The sequence below is a fragment of the Porphyromonas sp. oral taxon 278 str. W7784 genome, from assembly GCF_000467855.2.
GTDB lineage: Bacteria > Bacteroidota > Bacteroidia > Bacteroidales > Porphyromonadaceae > Porphyromonas.
This window is the reverse complement of the sequence record NZ_KI259236.1, coordinates 43,733-63,730: the sequence shown is the minus strand read 5'-3', so window position 1 is coordinate 63,730 and position 19,998 is coordinate 43,733. Positions and strand designations below refer to the sequence as shown.

The 19,998-nt window shown below is 55.5% G+C and carries 14 protein-coding genes and 1 pseudogene; 1 reads left to right on the top strand and 14 read right to left on the bottom strand.

Features of this window, described 5'->3' with window-relative positions; translation table 11 throughout:
- Positions 1–71: 71 nt before the first annotated feature.
- The 13 genes from HMPREF1556_RS04745 to HMPREF1556_RS04685 form a co-directional block, all read right to left on the bottom strand.
- Positions 72–833, bottom strand: a complete 762-nt coding sequence (locus tag HMPREF1556_RS04745; RefSeq protein WP_044125252.1) for a DNA repair protein RecO — start codon at positions 831–833, stop codon at positions 72–74.
- Positions 834–1,105: 272 nt separating this feature from the next.
- Positions 1,106–1,960: a hypothetical protein gene (locus tag HMPREF1556_RS04740; RefSeq protein ID WP_021667167.1), complete on the bottom strand. Its 855-nt coding sequence runs from the start codon at positions 1,958–1,960 to the stop codon at positions 1,106–1,108.
- A 10-nt stretch (positions 1,961–1,970) separates the two neighbouring features.
- Positions 1,971–2,738 (bottom strand): 16S rRNA (cytidine(1402)-2'-O)-methyltransferase, encoded by a 768-nt coding sequence (gene rsmI, locus HMPREF1556_RS04735; RefSeq protein ID WP_021667166.1) that lies wholly within the window; start codon positions 2,736–2,738, stop codon positions 1,971–1,973.
- A gap of 15 nt (positions 2,739–2,753) precedes the next feature.
- Positions 2,754–3,875 carry a glycosyltransferase family 4 protein gene (locus tag HMPREF1556_RS04730; protein WP_021667165.1) on the bottom strand — a complete coding sequence of 374 codons (1,122 nt, stop codon included), beginning with the start codon at positions 3,873–3,875 and terminating at the stop codon, positions 2,754–2,756.
- A 112-nt stretch (positions 3,876–3,987) separates the two neighbouring features.
- Entirely contained in the window at positions 3,988–6,063 is a 2,076-nt protein-coding gene (locus HMPREF1556_RS04725; RefSeq protein ID WP_021667164.1) for a tetratricopeptide repeat protein, read from the bottom strand.
- Between the two features lie 85 nt (positions 6,064–6,148).
- Positions 6,149–6,715: a peptide deformylase gene (gene def, locus HMPREF1556_RS04720; protein WP_021667163.1), complete on the bottom strand. Its 567-nt coding sequence runs from the start codon at positions 6,713–6,715 to the stop codon at positions 6,149–6,151.
- 28 nt (positions 6,716–6,743) lie between these two features.
- Complete coding sequence (gene ruvX, locus HMPREF1556_RS04715) at positions 6,744–7,190, bottom strand: Holliday junction resolvase RuvX (protein ID WP_021667162.1); 447 nt, start codon at positions 7,188–7,190, stop codon at positions 6,744–6,746.
- Between the two features lie 443 nt (positions 7,191–7,633).
- A complete protein-coding gene (locus tag HMPREF1556_RS04710) occupies positions 7,634–10,210 on the bottom strand; it encodes a TonB-dependent receptor (protein ID WP_021667161.1) in 2,577 nt (858 codons plus the stop codon).
- A 351-nt stretch (positions 10,211–10,561) separates the two neighbouring features.
- Positions 10,562–10,810: a hypothetical protein gene (locus tag HMPREF1556_RS04705; protein WP_021667160.1), complete on the bottom strand. Its 249-nt coding sequence runs from the start codon at positions 10,808–10,810 to the stop codon at positions 10,562–10,564.
- Between the two features lie 20 nt (positions 10,811–10,830).
- Positions 10,831–11,865: an SPFH domain-containing protein gene (locus tag HMPREF1556_RS04700; RefSeq protein ID WP_021667159.1), complete on the bottom strand. Its 1,035-nt coding sequence runs from the start codon at positions 11,863–11,865 to the stop codon at positions 10,831–10,833.
- A gap of 36 nt (positions 11,866–11,901) precedes the next feature.
- Positions 11,902–13,272 (bottom strand): hypothetical protein, encoded by a 1,371-nt coding sequence (locus HMPREF1556_RS04695; protein ID WP_021667158.1) that lies wholly within the window; start codon positions 13,270–13,272, stop codon positions 11,902–11,904.
- A 153-nt stretch (positions 13,273–13,425) separates the two neighbouring features.
- Positions 13,426–14,058, bottom strand: coding sequence for an NAD(P)H-dependent oxidoreductase (locus HMPREF1556_RS04690; protein WP_021667157.1), 633 nt, complete (start codon positions 14,056–14,058; stop codon positions 13,426–13,428).
- A gap of 166 nt (positions 14,059–14,224) precedes the next feature.
- A complete protein-coding gene (locus HMPREF1556_RS04685; RefSeq protein ID WP_021667156.1) occupies positions 14,225–16,471 on the bottom strand; it encodes a nitric-oxide reductase large subunit in 2,247 nt (748 codons plus the stop codon).
- Between the two features lie 624 nt (positions 16,472–17,095).
- Between HMPREF1556_RS04685 and HMPREF1556_RS04680 the strand changes: the two genes are divergently transcribed.
- Complete coding sequence (locus HMPREF1556_RS04680; RefSeq protein ID WP_021667154.1) at positions 17,096–19,630, top strand: S9 family peptidase; 2,535 nt, start codon at positions 17,096–17,098, stop codon at positions 19,628–19,630.
- Between the two features lie 106 nt (positions 19,631–19,736).
- Here HMPREF1556_RS04680 and HMPREF1556_RS08830 read toward each other — a convergent pair.
- A pseudogene (locus HMPREF1556_RS08830) lies at positions 19,737–19,998 on the bottom strand (hypothetical protein); the annotation flags it as partial.

The window sequence follows — 19,998 nt, the reverse complement described above, 5'->3', positions numbered from 1 at the left end:
TAGCGATGGATAACAGGGAGTGGATTCGAGCTGTATTTGTCTACATGCTGGAGGCCTTCGTGATGCTTGGTCTAAGGTTGGGATGGGAGGTTCTTCCCCTCTAACTCTGCCTCACCGAGCTGGCGTAGGATGGGAAGGCACTTGAGCTGAGGGAAGGAGGCCAGATGAAGGCGGTAGTAGTCGAGGAGGTAGTCCAAGATCACGCCTCGCTGCTGACGGCTGTAGGCGAAGTGATGCATGTTGGCATAGGTCATCCTCAGGAGCTGCGGTAGGTGAAGGGTCTCCTCTGGGGAGAGGCAGTGGGCGTGCCTATCGAGGACGTAGCCTTGCTCCGAGAGGCTGAAGCACCAGCCTACTCCCTCGGGGCGCTCCGAGATCTCGGGGCTGATCCCGAGGACGGGGAGGAGGGAGAGGAGGAGACAGAGATGATAGTTCGCTCCCCCTCGGCGCAGCCCTTCCCAGAAGGCCAGCGAGGTGGCGAGGTGGTCATAGAGATGTTCGTCGGGGAGCGGAGCCGTCAGTATGCGGTAGAGGAACTCGCTGAGGAAGATCGCCTGCGCTCCCTTCGCTGGATCCAAATGCACGGCATGGCGTGGCTGGAGACTTCGCACCTCTTGGATCCGGACGAGATCCCGGCGTGGGCTCTGGCTGAGCGTGACCTCCACCTCCGAGAGCGGACGAAGTTGCTCACGGATCAGATTCTTTCGGTTCGACGCCTCGGGCACTAGGGCAGCCACATGCCCCAGAGCACGGCTATAGAGATGCACGATGCTATAGCGGTCGCTGTAGCGGGTGCGATGAAGGACTAGAGCAGGAGTCGTCGTATAGTTCATCTGGGGTGGATAGTAAGGGCAGAGGAAGGGGGATGCTTCCAAAAGAAGCAGATAGGATATAGAAAGGGGAGCCGACGGGATGCAGTCGAAGAGGCGGACGGACTATTGGGTGAGGCTTAGCTGTCCCCTTAGAAGAGGTGAAGCACCATGCTTAGCGGGAAGAAGCGAGATACAAAAGGAAGAGTCTGTAGTCCATCCTCTCCGTGGTAGAGGGGCGGACTACAGACTCTTCGTCGAGGGAGTGCTAGGATCGCACGTGTCGGTATAGACGCTTAGTCTACCTGGACAACGAGGATCTTCGAGTTACTCCAGAATGCCTGTGCATTCTTGATATAGAGGACGAGTTGCTTGTCAGAGCCAGGGACGAGCTCATAGGACGAAGCAGGGTGTACCGTCAGCAGGCGAGCCTTACGACTGAAGAGAGGGATCTGTGAGAGCTCACGCAGGTCAGTCTTGGTGAAGTAGCTCATGTTAGCATTCTCCGTGACGACGCGCCCACTCTTGATGAGGTTCATATCCTTGAGGTCAGAGCTCGTACCGATGCAGTAGCGTACGGTGTTCAGCTCCTTCTCCTGAGCGGCTAGAGCTTCTGCCTGCTGTGCTGTAGCGACATTGAGACGATCGACGTCGCTATTACGCTGGGTGAGCATGGAGTCGAGCACACCGATAGCGAAGTTCTTGCGCTGGAGCTCTTCGGTGAGCTCTATGACACGCTGCTTCTGGTTCTCTAGTTCCTTGCGGAGGACGGCGATGGTGTTACGCAGGCGCTTATTGTCCTTACCGCTTGCCTCGAGCTTCTTGGTGAGCTGGTCGAGGGCTTCGCTACTTGCACGGAGCTTATCGTTGATCAGGAGCATGTTGTCCTTGATACGGTCACGCTCAGAGCGCTGGATATCACCATTACGAGGATTGACATTGATCATCCCCTCGACCGAAGAGATCTCCTGGAAGTTGGTAAGCACACTTGCCACGAGCGAGTCAGTCTCGTGTAGCTCAGCCTCGTAGTTTTGATTGATGAGTGCTAGCGAATCATACTGCTCCTTGAGTGTCTTGTAGTCACTAGAGTTCTTCCCACAGGAAGCCAGAGTTAGCAGCAGTGCTGCACCAAAGATTAGTCTCTTTGTCATAGCTGTTGTATTATTTATTCCACTTCTTTGAGCGCTTCATCTTCCGTCGTTCGTCTTCGGTAGATGGGTCTAGGGAGGGATCTATATCCTCCTTAGCCTTGTCAAATGTAGTATTTCTTCCTATAACTAGTACAAACTCCCCTCTTGGCTCTCGCTCTGTGAAGTGCTGTATGACCTCAGAGAGTGATCCTCGGACAGTCTCCTCGTAGAGCTTCGTAAGCTCACGTATCGCCACCACAGGGGTCGATGAGTCCATATACTGGGAGAGTTGCTCTAATGTCTTAACGAGTCTATGGGGAGATTCGTACAAAATGGTCGTACAGCCGGAGTTTGCGATCTCCTTGAGCTTCGTCTGTCGCCCTTTCTTCACCGGGAGGAAGCCCTCGAAGATGAAGCGATCGGAGGGAAGCCCTGATACCACCAGCGCCGGTACAAAGGCCGTCGCTCCGGGGAGACACTCCACGTCGATGCCCCGCTCGATACAGGCACGCACCAAGAGATAGCCTGGGTCGGAGATAGCCGGAGTCCCTGCGTCGGTGATGAGTGCCACTTCGCCCTCCGCCTCGATACGCTGGCAGATGCGATCGAGGGCCTGATGCTCATTGAACTTATGGTAGCTCTGCATCGGGCACTTGATATCGAAGTGCTGGAGCAACAAGCCCGATGTGCGGGTATCTTCAGCCAAGATCAGGGGCACCCTTCGCAGCACCGTGAGGGCTCTGAGGGTAATATCTTCGAGGTTCCCTATCGGTGTAGGGACGAGTATCAGCTTAGGCATAAGTGGGATGGGGAACTAATGCTTCTTCTTCCTAGCAATAAGGCTTGAGAAGAGCTCAGTCCAGCGCTGCATGACTGAGTCGACAGAGAAGAGGACAGAGCGCTCCTTAGCCTTTCGTCCCATACTCTTGCGAAGATCCTCATCCTCGATCAGACGATTTATCCGCTCTGCTAATTGCTGATGATCACCGACACGCTCCACGAGGAATCCCGTCTCCCCATCGACAATGATATCTCTGGGGCCACAGGGGCAAGCATAGGAGACATTAGGCACTCCACAAGATGCAGCTTCGGCAAGAGCTAGAGAGAAGCCTTCATGGACAGAGCTCACCACCGATATGGAGGACTCCATATACTCCTTCTGCATATCACTAGCTTCTATCCTATCAATGCTATCCTGGAGGTTAAGCCGATTGATCGTTGGATCGAGCTTCTCTAGCTCTTGTCCACATATCTTCAGTCTCCAATCAGGATGAGAGGCATGAACGATAGCCCAAGCTTCTACTAGACTTTCGAAATTCTTCTGCACACCATAACGCCCAGAGGCAATCACGACCTTAGCATCTAAGCTGGCACTTTCCTTTGGGCTAAAGGTATTTCCATTGGGGATACAAACGACATGGGGAAGATCCCAATTCGGTAGATCTTCGTGGGTGAGCACCACAAGCTGATCGAACTTTCGAGCCAACCACAGATCAATACTATTCTGGATAACCCCTCGTAAGCCTGGTCGGGAGTAGATCCAAGTATAGCGAGCTCCATGAGCTTCCAAAACCTTGACAGCTTTAGTACGGACAAATGGTAACACATAGATATCCTTACCAAACATTGAGACTACAATATCGGGCTGGATCTCATTGATCACCTTCTGCATTCGATTACGACAGCGAAGGAAAAGCTTAGGAAGAACCAGTAGCTTCTTTAGGAAGGGTTGCTGATCAAAGATTAAATAACTAATCCCCAGATCAATCATATGGACACGCTTATCAATAGGATAGTAGGGAGGAAGAGCCGCCTGGTCCGTAGTAATGACATAAACATCATGACCTCTTTCCACCCAATAATTAGCCTTATTCACAAGGACTCGAGTCTGACCTCCAGCATACCATGTATTCTGGATTACGTAAACGATCTTCATAAGTATACTCCTTTATATTTTGATGCTTGATGTGATTCTCTATCTGAGATAATCTTTGTGGATAACTGCGGTGCTCGAGCCAAGGTAGCGCCTCATCAAAGGGGCACAGACTCTACTTATTCATCCGCTTGATGAGGCTGTAGGCTTTGTAGAGGCCTAGTTCGCCGGCTCGGCTCAGATCACGGGTACCCTCACGGACCTTCCCTTCGGAGTAGAAGAGAAGCCCCCTATTGAAGTAGCTCTCAGCAAAGCTGGGATTGAGTTCGATCGCCTTGGAGTAATTCGCCATAGCACTGGAGGTATCCCCTGACTTGACGTAGAGGTTCGCTAGATTGTAATAGGCGTAGGCGAAGGTCGGGGCTAGCTCGATCACACGACGAAGGTCGGTGAGGGGCGAATGGGCCACGAGGCGGGTCTGGACAGGAGTAACCGATGCCACCTCAGGGGTAGTACCCGTAGAGCCCGTAGCCGAAGGACGGATAGTGGGCGTAGGAGGCACAGGCTGAGGCTCAGCAAGACGACCCTGCTCGGCTACACTTCGGCGTAGAGAGGCGAGAGCTCGAGCAAAGTAAGCAAGGGCGAACTCAGGATCACGATCAATGGCTTCGCTGAGCGAAGAGATCGCAGCCTCTAGATCCTGCAGGAGGAGGTAATCTACCCCTTTGAGGAAGGCGTGCTGTGCCGTCTTCTCTGGATGCTCCTGAAGCTGGGAGAGGTGCTTGCGCACATATTCTACTTCGGTAGAAGAGAGCGTCCCTCCCTGCTCCCTCATCAGGAGGCGGGGAGCATTCTTGTCCTGCTGCTGACGGCGGAGGTTGAAGCGGTCTAGGAGCTGGGCGAAATATACCTGTCCTTGATTACCATCCTTATCGACCTCTGCGAAATAAGAGAGGATCAGGTCTCGGCGAGGCGTGACCTGAGTCTCCTGATCCTGGATACGTCCACGGATCTGACTGGTGTACTTAGGCTTGTCCTTGACTGGCTCGGGAGCGGTCTCCACGAGCATGTTGTACTTCTCGATGGCTTCGTCCTCCCGGCTACGTGTCTCCTTAGCAGTCTTTGTAGGGCGTGAGGTAGAGGCGGCCTTGCTCCTATAGCCCTTGCTGTTCTGTAGGTCAAAGACATGGAGCTGGTCACGAGCGGCACCCTTGGCATCGCCAAGTCGTTGGCGCACCTCGGAGCGAGCTATGAATCCCTCGGAGAAGATCGGGTAGCGGGTGAGGACGACATTCAGATCCTCCAGAGCGGAGCGGAGCGCACCGAGGCGCATCTGTAGCAAGGCTCTATTGTATCGAGCGATGTAGTTGTCTGGATCGACCTGAAGCAGTGCATCCCAGTCCTTGATCGCTAGGCTGTATTCCCCGACCTGAGAGCGCAGGAGGGCTCTATTGTTTAGCGCAGCCCGATCCCTAGGCTCGAGGCGAAGGGCCTCGGTATAGTCGCTCATTGCCCCACGTAGGTCATTGAGGTGGTAGCGCATGATCGCCCTGTTGACGTAGAGCGAAGCATCACCCGCATCTAGGGCGAGGACTCGGTCGATGGCACGGATACTCGTAGGGTAATCCTTCCGCTCGGCAGCTATCTGAGCACGCAGTAGGTAGGCTGGGATATAGGTCGAATCCTGGGCAAGGAGCGTGTCGACCTGCCTAGTGGCCGTGATGGTATCCTTACGCTCAAGAGCAGACTGAGCTAGGACACGGTAGGCATCTTTGTTCTTCGGGTCGATCTGCAGGAGCTCGGTAGCAGCGCTATCGGCAGCAGCATACTTCTTGTCCTGCAGGAGGGCTATGGAGAGGTTGTACTGCAGGCCGGTGTCTCTCGGAGAGAGCTCTAGACCCCGACGGAAGTCCGCCACGGCAGAGGCGTATTCCTTCTGTGAGAAGCGAGCGATCCCACGCAGGAGATAGGCTCGGGGGTAGATAGGATTGCGATCCAGCGCTAGGGTAGCATCCTCCTCAGCTCCTGCGTAGTCGTCGAGGTTGATCTTCGCTACGGCACGATAGAAGTAGGGCTCGGCCATCCAGGGACGTAGCCCTATGATCTGGTTGAAGTAGCCCATAGAGACGATGTAGTCATTGAAGTAGATCGCATTGCGCCCTATAGATAGAGCCTGCTCGACATCTATCTGCGCTCGGAGGGAGGAGACAGAGAGGAGGGAGCCTAAGGCTAGGATCAGCAGCTTCTTCATGTATCGTCTATCGCTTATCGAAGGTTCGGAGGGAGAGGGGGGGAGCTTATCGGTGAGAAGGCCTCGTCGAGGAGGGAAGGGCGGGCTATTTCTTCTTCTGTGGAGCAGTCACTACTCGGTAGTGCGCTGAGACCTTGCCCTTCTGTAGGTTGGTGAGCTTGCCCTTGATGAGTTGCTTGCGGATCGAGGCGATCAGGTCGATGAAGAGGATCCCCTCGATGTGGTCATACTCGTGCTGGATGACACGAGCAGCGAAGCCTGAGTAGGTCTCGCGATGGGGCTGAAAGTCGGCATCCAGATACTCGATGGTGATCGTGGAGGGGCGGGTGACCTTCTCATTGATCCCTGGGATACTGAGGCATCCTTCGCTCTCGCTGAGGGTATCCTCACTGCGCTCTACGATACGGGCGTTGATGAAGGTCTGCTTGAGCCCCTTACATTCGGGGAAGGTGTCTGCCATCGGATCTGCATCGATGACGAAGAGACGTATAGCACGCCCGATCTGAGGAGCAGCCAGACCGATCCCGTCGGAGAAGTACATCGTCTCCCACATATTGGTGATGAGGTCCTGCAGACCTTCGTACTCAGGGGTAATATCTTGCCCTACCTCACGTAGGACGGGGTGACCATAGATATAAATAGGTAGCTTCATCTTTTTCTTAGAAGGGGTTAATTCTCTTTTACTTGAACGGCAGGTGGATACTCCCGAGGCCATCACGGCGCTCCAGGTAGCTCTGCAGGATGATCACGGCGCTGATCTCATCGACCAGCCCCTTGTCCTGCTCTCGGCGCTTCTTCCCGATACCCGCCTCTCGGATCGTCCGCTGAGCTAGGGCCGAGGTGAAGCGCTCGTCCTGATATTCTAGGGGGATCTCTGGGAGGGCTTTGCGAAGCTTCTCGACGAAGGGCCGGATATACTTCATCGAAGCCGACTCTTGATTATTCATCTGACGGGGATAGCCGATGATGATGAGCTCCACGGGCTCTCGGCTCACGTAGTCGATGACGAAGGAGAGCAACTGATGGGTAGGGATCGTCCCGAGCCCACCAGGTGTGATCTGCAGGGGATCGGTAGCAGCGACCCCACAGCGCTTCTGTCCGTAGTCAATAGCAAGTATTCTTCCCATAGATATAAACAAAGGTACGGAAAACTCTCCGCCTCCTCGTCCCAGCACCGATCTAGCGGGTCTCGACGCCCCGATCATCGCCCCTAATTTTCGCCCTTCTGAAGCTGGGGCTCAGGCAAGGGGAAGGCAACGCCTCTCTCCCCCACCTTCTCCCCATCCAAACCCTAAGATTCAGCACCCTCATCCCGAGCGCTCGGGAAGCGGCCTTCGGATAGCCCAAAATAAAACCTACTGTAGGTCGTCGATGCGACCTACGGTAGGTCGCAAGTGAAACCTACTGTAGGTTTTTTCGGCGACCTACCGTAGGTCCCTTTTTGGGGGTACAAGAGCACCCGTAGAAAGGGTACTAAAAATGAGTAGGCAAGCCCTCCCCTACCCCAAGAGGTAGACGGAGGCACTTGCCCACAACAACTCCAATGAAAGAAGTTCTCTGTCTCTAAGCCTTAGATGTCGAAGGTCGCCGAGAGATAGAGGCGACGAGGACGGTTAGGCCCGTAGATGTAGTCCGAAGCTCGCCCGGGACCCATATCGGTATCCTTCTGATAGGCGTTGAGGAAGTTCTGCACGCCAGCATCCAGTGTGAGCTTCACCAGCGACGTCAGGGTGAAGGCATAGCTCACTCGGAAGTCGAGGTCGACGAAGGGCTTGGCCTTGTAGAGGTAAGCAGCCCCTGCATTCTGCCCACGGTAGCGCATGCCATCACGCACGACATCGAAGTGTCCCCGAGCGTCCAGCTCATTAGCTTGGAGGTTGAGATCCCCCACCCCTTCGTAGGCGGCATGAGGCACCTTCATCGAGCCCGTATAGGTGCCCGAGAGCACGAGGCTCAGAGCAGAGGTAGGACGAAGCGTAGCGGTCAGATAGCCGTAGAGATTAGGGGTACGCTCGTAGTCACGTGTGGTGACCTTAGCCTGCGTGGGGTTGTCTTCATCGGCATCGAAGAGCACCTTGTCCTGCCCGTAGAGGCTACGCTGTAGGGTCACACCACCCTGCAGATCGAAGAGTCGCTGGTACGCCAGACGAGCCTCGAAGCTAAGGCCATAGACCTTGCTCATCCCGTCACGAGCATTGATGATCGTGATGACCTTGCGCCCCGTCTTAGGGTCGAGGACACCATCCTCGTTATCTGGGGTGAACTTGTCCCGAATCCAGGTAGCGAAGCCTTCGCCCATGAGGTTGAGCTGCCATCCCTTCCCCAGCGTGGTATACCAGTCGAAGGAAGCACTGAGGCTACGAGAGCGCTCTTCCTTGAGGTCCTTAGCTAGGACTCGCTCCTTGGGCTCACCGCCTGCCAGTGTGACGTGCATCTCTTCGTCGAAGAACTGAGGAGCACGGAAGCCCTCGCTGTAAGAGAGGCGCAGACTGAGGTTCTTGTCGGGGTTGAAGCGAACGTTTGCTCTGGGGCTGAAGATCAGGAGCGGATCAATGCTCTTCTTCCCCCCTTGCGTCAGACGGACATAGTCGAAGCGCCCACCGAGGAGGAAGTTCCACCGGTCGGTCGAATACTCCAGCTGGTCATACTGCGACCAGGTCGTCGTGACCTGATCGATGCCATGAGCACGGTAGCCACTCTTGTCGTTGAGCGTAGAATAGGCACCCTCAGCACCTACCGTCAGGGTCAGCGCCTTGGGGAACTTGTGGACGTAGGTACCGCCCCCCTGGAAGTCAAAGCCCTTAGTCTCGCCATAGGCCGTCAGGGCCTTGAGGGCATCGTCATAGGCCTTCTGATACTCCTCGGCCTGCTTCTTCTCCTCGTCGGTGCCTTGGGCATTACCACGAGGGAGGTTGATCAGTGGCTTCAGAAGCTCATCGGCATAGTCACCCCCACCATAGTAGCTCTTACGTAGGACCTTCTGCCCTGAAGCGTAGAGGCTAAAGCTGTCGTTGCCCTCAGCGGTCGTCTGGTCGAAGCGAAGGCTTCCTCCGTCGACGAAGTGCTGGAGATATTCGGCGATACGAGCCTGGAAGGGCGCTTCGCTCAGGCGATCACCACCACGGCGATACTCGTGCATCGAGCGGTATTCCGCCGTCAGCTTACCATAGATACCCGTCTTATAATAGGCACGGAAGCCGAGGGCTCTATTCTTGAGTTCGGGGATATCGGTGAAGTCATCTCCATCGACATCCACGATCCCTCGGGAGGAGTGCTGACCGAAGATCATCGCTGCAGCACGGCGGTCTTCGCTGACCAGAGACCCATTGAACGAGGTCGTAGGCATCAGCGAGGTATAGGCTCCCTTATCCTTCTGGAAGGAAGTATAGCTCTGGCGAAGACTAGCAGTATTGCGCAGAGGCTCTCTCGTGATCACATTGATCACCCCACCGACGGCATTAGCACCGAAGAGGGCCGATCCGCCCCCACGTACCACCTCGACACGCTCGATCATCGAAGCAGGGATCTGCTCTAGACCATAGACACCAGCGAGGGAACTGAAGATAGGACGGCTATCGATGAGGATCTGCGAATAGGCCCCTTCGAGCCCGTTGATACGCACTTGGTTGAAGCCACAGTTCTGACAGTTGTCCTCGATGCGAAGCCCTGGCTGGAAGCGGAGGCCTTGACTGAGGTTCTCCGAATTGGTCTTCTTGAAGATCTCCTGCGAGAGGACGGTGACCAGACTTGGGGCATGACGGCGAAGCGTCTCCTGACGGTTAGCCGAGACGACTACGCCATCTAGGTCGATACTCTGCTGCTGGAGGTAGAGGTCTAGGTGGCGACTATGCCCAGCTTCGATCCCGACACGGCTCTCCTCTACCCCATAGCCCACGAGACGAGCCTGGATGGTATATGAGCCGGGAGCAAGGCCTTGGATCGTGAAGGCTCCATGGACATCGGTAGTCGTACCGATGGTAGTCCCCTTGATGAGGACCTGGACATTGGGAAGGGCTTCGTGTGTCGAAGCGTCTACGACGGTGCCCACGATACTTCCCGTAGTCTTAGAGTGCTGTGCATGCGCTGGATCCAGGACTCCTAGTAGGAGCGCCAAGAGCAGTGCCATACGGTAAAAAATACTCTTCATGACTTGTGTATGATTAGGATTTAAAAGAACGAACCGAAGACTAGGACAAGGCGTAGCTCTTCCATGCAGTTCACCCACGGGGCGCTCAAGGGAAGGACGTCTGCTAGGGGGAGAGATAGATGAATATCTCAGGTTGGATCCCTCATGCCGGAAGGCATCTGATCCTGTTTCGGTCTTAGCAAAGGTAAGCCCTACAACTGTATTTAGGGGTTTCTACCCATAGAATACCTAGAGAAGGGGATATGTTCATCCCCGCTACAAGCTACAGAACGACAAAGGTCACGGCCTCCATCTCTCCGAGGAGAGACAGAGGCCGTGACCTGTATTCATCTAGGGGGACGAGGGCAGTCCTTAGTCGAGCTTACGCTGGGCTACCGAGTCCGAAGACTTGTCGTAGCCACGGGAATGGCGCCGACCGAAGAAGAAGGGAAGGAGTACGAGGAAGACCAAGATAGCCCCCAAGATAATGAGCCCCGTGATCCAAGCCTTACCGAGGTCAGCAGAGGTGACGGGGAGCTCGACACCCCACATCCCAAGGATATAGAAGGCTAGTGTAGCCAAGAGGAGAAGCGAGAGGATCCCGCCAAATACGTACTTCATAAGTCGGATCAGTGAGAGGGTTAGAGTTGGTCGAGAAGCTCTTGCTTCTTCTTGTCGTAGTCTTCCTGAGAGATGACTCCTTCGCTGAGGAGGAGCTTGAGCTGAGTGAGCCGTCGGAGCAGGGGATCATCAGAGCCGAGATCCGCCGTCTTCACCTGTGGAGCAGGAGCGGGCTCTTCCTTATTCGCCTGAGTGATCTTCTTACCGATCTCCAGACCGAGACCCATCTGAAGACCTGCAGCACCTAGGCCACTTTCATTGCGGGCAGCATCACGCAGAGCTTCGAGGCGCTGCATCTCTTCGTAGCTGATACCAGCCTCAGCAGCGGCAAGCGTCTCTGTGGTGACCTGCGCCACACGACCGATACGTTCGGTCGTCCCAGGATCGTAGTTCACGCCACTGACGCGCATGTCCGTTAGTTCGACACCCAGAGCCTCGAGGATGGGGACGAGAGCAGTATAGAGCTCCTTGGATAGCTCGGGTAGATGCCCGTTGATCTCAGTGAGGGGATACTGGTGCGTATGGAGGATCGCAGCGATCTGCGGATAGGCTCGCTCGATGAAGAGACTCTGTAGATCCTCTACTCGGTACTCCCCACTACCAGCCCCGAGGAACTGTGTAAAGAATAACTCTGGATCACCGACGCGGAAGGCATAGACCCCATGCACCCCGAGCTCGACAGGCACCTTGTAGATAGGATCGACGACAAGGATAGGTGTGGCCGTTCCCCAAGGGACATCGACGACCTGAGTCCTGCGGAAGAAGTAGATTTGAAGCTTGTGTTCGCTCTCGAAGCCCTGTCGTAGACGTACCAGGGTAGTGAAGAAGGGATGATTGTCCGTCTTGAGCTGGAAAGTACCCGACTCCATCAAGACCTCTGAGACCTTACCCTCGTAGACTAAGACAGCTCCCTGCCCTGGAGCGACGATGAGCTTACTCCCGTCCTTGATCTCATCAAGGGGAGAGGGGAAGCGATACCAGAGTTCACCGGGACGTGGTTCATCCCACTGGATGACCTGAGCTAGCTGTCCTCTGAAAACATTGAATAGACCCATAGTGAGTGATCGTATCTGAGGTTAGGATATGTAGTGTTATTCGCCTTCGATGAGCGAGTGATAGTCCGTACTACTCACGAGCTTCCCTTCATTGGAGATCAGCCAGACCGTAGAGTAGCCTGCTAGTAGATAGCCCCCAGAGAAGCGAGCGACGACGGAGCGTCTACTGATCTGATCGTCCTCATCGGTGTAGTTCCACAGCACCTTCCCCGTCTGAGCATCTAGGCAACGGAGCATACGCTTAGCATCGGACGAGGCTGTAGGCTTGAAGGTGATCAGGACGCGATCATCGGATTCGTAGAGGACTTCGGGAGAGAAGTAGTAAGCCCCAGGGGTCAGATCTTCGTAGCCCTGCATACGCGTACGCTCTATGACATACGGTCTGACGAAGACCTTACGATAGGGCGAAGCATCGGTGAAGATACCTGAGCCCCCATAGTCCTTCGTCCAACCAAAGTAGGCATCATCATGAGGGTAACCGACCTGCTCAAGTGTGCGGTAGCGTACGAGCTGAATCTGCTGATCCTCGTATTCGGTAGTCTGAGATGAGAAGGCAAAATGCGTACATACCTTTGGAGCAGGGAGCTTCTCGGTATATCCCTTGTACACCGTCTTGTCGGTGTAGAGCTTATTGGGGATAGGATAGTAGACGTAGCTCTTCCCGAGGTTTGTCATGACCTTCAGTGCATCACCATGACCTTCGTAGAAGAACTCTACTTGTGCAAAGCCCTCACTGAACTCCGTCTGCTTGTAGTCCTCACCATGAAGCTCCTTTATATCGAGCGTCGAACGATCGAGACGATAGAGGTTCTTCTTATTGAGGATGAAATAGACCGCTCCGTCCCCGAACAGGCGTACTCCTGTCAAGTCGACTCCACCCTTCACCTCGGGTATCTCTATCGTCTTGACAAGCGTCTTCTTCTCTCCATCGTAGAGACGTATGAAGGCCTTACCCTCCTTAGCGCTTACAGTCGCTGGACGAGAGGAGCCACAGACCAGCACGATGGGGCGCCCTTCTGCACTGGTAAAGACATAGGGAGACTCTAAGTCATAGGAGATACGCTCCTTCGCATCATCGCTAAGACTATAGCCTGACTCATACGCTCCGTAGCCGGTATGACTTCTAGAGGGACTAGAGGATAAGCCCCCCAAAACGACAAAGAACAAGAAGAGGAAGATCACACCCCCAACAGCAGCAAAGACCTGCTTGGGGTGCTTGGACACATAGTCATGGAGCGAGGCAAAGGGATCGGAGTCCGTCTCGTGCTTATGGTGAATGGTGATATCATCCGAATCGAGGAAGAACTCCGTCGAACAGCTATCACAGCGATAGTGATCTTCACGGAGCATCGTCGCACGTGTGCTACCGCACTGCGGGCACTTCACAGCTTTGATATGCTTAGGCATCTAGACAGTAAGCTATACTAAAGGGATTGGAATATTTTGTAAGGGATCGATGGAGGATAGCCCCTGTATCAAATAGCAAACTCCAAGCAAATCCGCTTTGAGGGCTGATTCGCTTGGAGTATACATAGTCATAAAATAGGGTGCTAGACTTCCTTAGATGAAGGTAGCGAACTCCTCCATTGGGTTACGCACCTTCTTCATCTGGCCCAGCCAGTCACGCTCGGGGTCAGCATAGCCGAGGTAGAGGAGCGAGACACTGCGAAGACCCTTCTCACGCAGGCCAAGGAGCTCATCAACGAGCTGGGGATCAAAGCCTCCGATGGGCGTACTGTCGATCTTCAGCTCTGCCGCTTGTGCTAGGGCAATACCTAGGGCGATGAAGCTCTGATCTGCGGCGTGCTGGAACTGCTCTTCCTTGGTCATCTCACCGAACTTCTCCTTGAGCATGTCCGTATAGCGCTTGAAGCGACCACGTACGAGCCCACGCTCATCCGTCGTCCGGTCGTAGATCGCATCGATACGCTCAGGAGTGTATTCGTCCCAAGCGGCGAATACGATGACATGCGAGCATTCACGCATACAGTCGGGGTTCAGTGCACCTGCGACCATCTTCTCCTTGAGCTCCTGGTCACCGACGACGATGAGGCGGAACTGCTGGAGACCCGATGAGGTAGGAGCCAGACGAGCCGCTTCGACGATCTTCATCAGATCTTCCTCACTTACCTTCTTCGTAGGGTCGTATGCCTTGGTGGCGTGGCGCCACTTGAGGTCTTCTAATAGAGCCATATTATCGTTAATCTCTTTAATGAATGAAGTATCTATACTGCCATAAAGATAAGCACTCTCGGTGACCTAAGGCTCACGCACGACTCATCTATATGTAGCAGAGGCTATCCCTCCTCCCTCTCGGGAGAAGAGATAGCCTCTACATATATATAAGGTAGGGGAAGGTCTAGCGTGTCCCCTTACGTGACCAGCCGAACTGTAGGCCGAAGATGAAGACCACGAGGAGCAGTTCACCCACACCGAGGATCAGGTCACCAGGCATACGCATCCAGCGGATCAGCTGCATGTGCTCCTGCTGCATGAACTCAGCCGAGCGTGCGGACCAATAGGCATTCGTGATCGATTCGTGTGCCTGCAGGATACCGATGGGCAGGACACTCACCGTCACCATGAGGAAGAGCCCAATATTGATCATCCAGAAGGCCGTACCTATGAGCTTATCATTCCACTTGTAGTCAGGGTAGAGCCCACGCAGACAGAAGAGCATCAGCCCGATCCCCAGGATACCATAGACTCCGAAGAGCGCTGCGTGCCCGTGGACAGCCGTCGTATTGAGCCCCTGCAGATAGTAGAGCGCAATAGGCGGATTGATAGCGAAGCCGAAGATCCCTGCACCGAGGAAGTTCCAGAAGCACATAGCGATGAAGCAATAGATCGGCCACTTGTAGGCCTCGATCCAATCCGTTGCCTTAGAGAGTCGGTAGTTGTGATAGGCTTCCATCCCGATGAGCACCAGCGGTACGATCTCCAGCGCACTGAAGGTCGCCCCCAGGGCTAGCACGGCGGTAGGTGTCGCACTGAAGTAAAGGTGATGGAAGGTACCGAGGATCCCGCCCGAGAGGAAGATGATGGTCGAGAAGAGGACCGACACGGTAGCCGACTGGATACGTAGCAGACCAAGGCGGCAGAAGAGGAAGGCAGCCACGACGGTAGCGAACACTTCGAAGAAGCCTTCTACCCAGAGGTGGACGACCCACCAGCGCCAGTACTCAGCGATAGCCATGTGCGTCTGACGGCCGTACATCAGCCCTGCAGCGTAGAAGAAGGCGATAGCGAGCGAAGCGATGATGAAGAGCGTCAGGAGGTGACGGTTCTCATCCTTGCGCTTGAGGGCAGGGATCAGAGCACGGATCATGAGGAAGAGCCACAGGACAAGGCCCACCAGCAGGAGGATCTGCCATAGGCGACCAAGCTCGACATACTCGTAGCCCTGGTGTCCGAGCCAGAAGTTCTCGATGAGACCGAGCTTCTGCATGACACCGAGCCACTGCCCCACGAGCGAACCAGCGACGACGAAGATGAGCGCCCCGAAGAGCACGTTCACCCCGAGGCGCTGATACTTCGGTTCGACCCCGGAGACAGCAGGAGCTATATAGAGACCCGTAGCTAGCCAAGAGGTAGCGATCCAGAGGATAGCCAGCTGTACGTGCCAGCTACGAGAGACCGCCTGAGGGAGGAAGTCCTGGATAGGTAGACCGAAGAGCGCATCCCCTTCGACGCCGTAGTGCGCCGTGATCGCTCCGAGGACCATCTGCACGAGGATCAGGATCGAGACGATCCAGATGTACTTCGTCGTAGCACGCATCGAGGGCGTGGGCTTCATCCCTCGGAGCGGGTCGGAGGTGGGCAGTACTCCTGGCTCGTCCTCCTTGGACTGAGCATAGTAGTAGACCAGGATCCCGACGCAGAAGAGGAGCATCAGTACGCTGAAGCCCGACCAGAGGTGGAGCGAAGTAGGAGCGACATTGCCGATCGTAGGGTCGTGGGGCCAGTTGTTCGTATAGCTCACATCCGACCCTGGACGATCCGTCACACATACCCACGAAGCCCAGGCGAAGAAGGCACTCATCTGTGCCATCTTGTGCGGGTCTTCCAGACTCTTCTCTCTCAGAGCGTAGGCTGATCGGAGCTTAGCGAACTCTGGCGAAGGATCGCCGAGGAAGAGCTGAGCGTAGTAGGCGCCCAGCTCACGGGCTACCTCGCCACGGAGCTGTGAGTAGGTGATGATCCCCGTCTTTTCGTCGAAGGTATTCTTACGCAGCTCTTCTCTGAGGAGGGTCTGATACTTCGCCTGCTCTGCTGCGGGGAGCTGGGCATAGTTGAGCCCGTCCCGCTCGGCGAGCTTCTTCAGCAGGAGCTCAGCTTCACGGTGGAGGTAGTCGGCAGACCAGTCGGGAGCGATGTACGCTCCGTGGCCCCACACACTACCGACGGTCTGCCCACCGATGGACTGCCATACATTCTGGCCATCCTTGATGTCTTGGCCTTCGAAGAGCGTCGTACCATCCGTCGTCACTACCCTCTCGGGGAAGGGGGGCATCGTACGGAAGATCTCCAGCCCGAAGAAGCCAAGCACTGCGAACGACAGTAGGATCACCGTCGCCAGCGCATACCATAGTTTCTTTGGTGTCATAATTGCTTATTTGTCTTGTTAAACATTAACGTATATTTACATTAAGTGGTTAGTTATACCGTTCAGTTCGACTAAATATAGCTCTTTCTATGATATACGCATGATTTTTCGCAAGATTCTTTCACGGCTTAGGCGGGAGAGGTCGCTCCAGAAGCGATGAGAAGGCTAGGCGCTGGGATTAGGTGGCTAGCTACCTGAGGAAGGGCTTCAGAGAGGTGCTAGTGGTGAGATTTTGGCGATCGGGGATGTTCTTCGGGAAGAAAGAAGGGATTTGGGAGCCGTCTGCCGAAGGGGGAAAAGCACCTGCCTCGAGAGGGCAAAAAGGGGGGACCTACGGTAGGTCGTCATCAAAACCTACTTCGTCGAGACGACCCACGGTAGGTCGCAAGTGAAACCTACTCAGTAGTTTTTTCGGCGACCTACCGTGGATCGTTTTTACCCCCTTCAGAAGGCCCGTGAATACAGGGGCTCTGGAGCGCCCTCCGTGACCAGCGAACTTCATAGCCCGAAGGCTTAGAAATACCACGACTACTTTGTATCTTTGCTCCTAAGGTGAGGCTTCCCACTGAGCGCTTGCTCCCTGAGCTTCCCCACTACACATACTTATACATCATATCAAACGCTATGAAACGAACGACTACGAGCCTTGCCTTGGTCGCCCTCTGCCTCACCGCTACGACGGCGGGAGCTCAGACGCTGACCGAAGGGAAGCGCTATGGAACACATTCGCTGAGCCGTCCCGTGATGATCGATTCGGTCGATGTGAACAACCAGAAGTTCTCCATCTCCTCCCTACTGAAGACGGCCTACAAGACCGAAGGGCTCAAGAGTACTGCTACCACAGCCTCGCCCAAAGGCTTCTTCTACATCCCCAAGGCCAAGCCAGGGAGCAATAGCTTCACCACCTTCTCCTTCTCCCTCATCGCTCCGAGCTACACCAAGGGTGAGCTTCGCCTCTACGGCCGTGCTCGCTATGCCGTCTACGATGGCGAAGAGCTCCTCGGCTCCAACGAGGACAAGCTAGCAAGCTCCGACACCGTCCCCGCAGTCACCATCCCCCTGACGCTGATCGCTACGAACAAGGATCTCGTCGTGAAGGTGCTCGACGCAGGCGACGATGAAGCGCATGCGGACTTCAAGCTCACCTTCGAGCCCGACAAGGGTCTTCCCGAGCTTGACCTGAAGGCAGCCAAGGAAGGTGTGCGCTATATCAACTGGAACTACCTCACCCACGGCAAGCGCCTCTACTATGTCAATGTCTCGCCTTCGGGGAAGTACGTCCTGGTGACCTACGCTGAGCGTGCTCCGAAGAAGGGCGTGACCTACGAGGAGATCCGTGAAGCCTCTACGGGCAAGGTCCTTCGCACCACGCAGTCGCTCTACGGCGCAGAATGGCTTCCGAATGAGGATGTCCTCGTGATGAAGTCTACGACCCGTGCCAGCACTCAGCTCGTCAAGATCGATCCCGTCTCAGGGAAGTCCACCGTCTGGATCGACAAGATCCCTGGCGAAGACTTCGTCATCAGCCCCGACGGACGCACCATCTATATCTATGAGGAAGTCAAGGGCCCAGAGAAGGACAAGCTCCTGATCCGTCGCCTCTTCCCCGATGACCGCCAGCCCAAGGCACGTGACCGCCAAGCACTCTACCGCTACGACATACCTACGGGCATATACGAACCCGTCCTCTACGGGCATCGCTCCACGGCGCTCCTAGACATCTCGCCCGACGGGAAGGAGCTCCTCCTCGGGCTCTATACCAAGGACTGGCAGCACACGCCCTTCGACGAGACGACCGTCCTTCGCTACACGCCCGCCACGGGACGGGTAGACACGATCTTCTCTCGTGAGATCGAGATCGCCCAGGCTTACTTCATCCCCGGCACGGAGGATATCCTCGTGACGGGTTCGCCCAATAGTTTCAAGGGGGTCGGGAACGTCCTGCCCGACGGGCGCACGGGCAATGGCTACCAGCACGAGCTCTTCCGGGTGAATATGTCCACGGGGAAGGTCACGCCTCTGACCCGGGACTTCGACCCCACCGTAGAGCAAGTCCAGTACCACGCTAAGGGTAAGTCCTTCTACCTCCTCACCGACAACGGCAGTCGCCAGAGCCTCTTCCGCCTCGACGTGAAGACCAATAAGATCCACGCCATCGACGCCAAGGAAGATGTCGTCAGGGGATTCAGCGTCGCCTCGGCGGGCAATACCTTCTATTACTTCGGGCAGAGCCTGAATAATGCCGACCGCCTCTATAGCCTCGAGCCTTCGGGCAAGAGCAAGCTCGTCTGGGACATCTCGGCAGAGAAGCTCCGTGGGGTGAAGTTCACGCACGCCAAGGACTTCATCTATCGCACGCCCGACGGCGTAGATATCGACGGCTGGTACTACCTACCCCCCAACTTCGATCCGACGAAGAAGTACCCGATGATCGTCTATTATTATGGCGGGACGCTCCCGCTGAGTCGTGAGCTGGAGACGACGTACGACCTGGCGATGTTCGCCGCACAGGGCTACGTCGCCTATTCGCTCAACCCTCGTGGCACCGTCGGCTACGGGCAAGCCTTCGCCGGCGATCACCTGAACGCTTGGGGTACGAAGACTTCGGACGACATCATCGGAGCGGTGAAGGCCTTCGTCGCCGCTCATCCCTTCGTTGATGCCAAGAAGATCGGTTGCACTGGGGCTAGCTACGGGGGCTTCATGACGCAGTATCTTCAGACCCGCACGGATCTCTTCGCAGCGGCCGTCAGCCACGCAGGCATCAGTTCGATCTCCAGCTATTGGGCAGGGGGCTATTGGGGCCTGAGCTACAGCTCGGTGGCCTCGGCAGGGAGCTTCCCTTGGAACAATCCCGAGCTCTACACCAAGCACAGCCCGCTCTTCAACGCCGACAAGATCCACACCCCGCTCCTGCTCCTGCACGGCACCTCCGACGTCAACGTCCCTCCCAGCGAGAGCACGGCGCTCTACAATGCCCTGAAGATCCTTGGGCGCACGGTCGAACTAGTCGAAGTCACGGGCGAAGACCACCACATCCTCGAGCCCGATCGTCAAGCCCTTTGGATGCAGACGATCCAGGCGTGGTTCGCCAAGCATCTGCAAGGCAAGAGCGAGTGGTGGGATCATCTCTACCCCAAGACACCCCTTGACCTCTAAGCCCCGACTTCCCCGCTTTTAGGAAAAAGCCTTCCGTCCCTTAGACCAAGGCCTTCCCCACTTTAGGCTAAAGTCTTCCGCTACTTAAAAAGCCGTGCGCCCCGCCCTATCCCTCGAGATAGAGCGGGGCGCACAGCTTTTCTTCCCCGAGGCACTCCCCCTTCTTCTTCCTTGGAGCGAAGGCCCCCGTCACCCCGTAAATCGGCTCCATTCCTTCGCCCGTCAAGGCCCCCTTCTTCGGGCACAAAAACACCCTTCCACAGAACCCGCATTCCCAGCGGGTTTGGGAGGGGGTAAAATTTCCGCATATAAGAAAATTTATTTCTGTATATACGGAAAAATATTTTCGCATATGCGGAAATTTATTT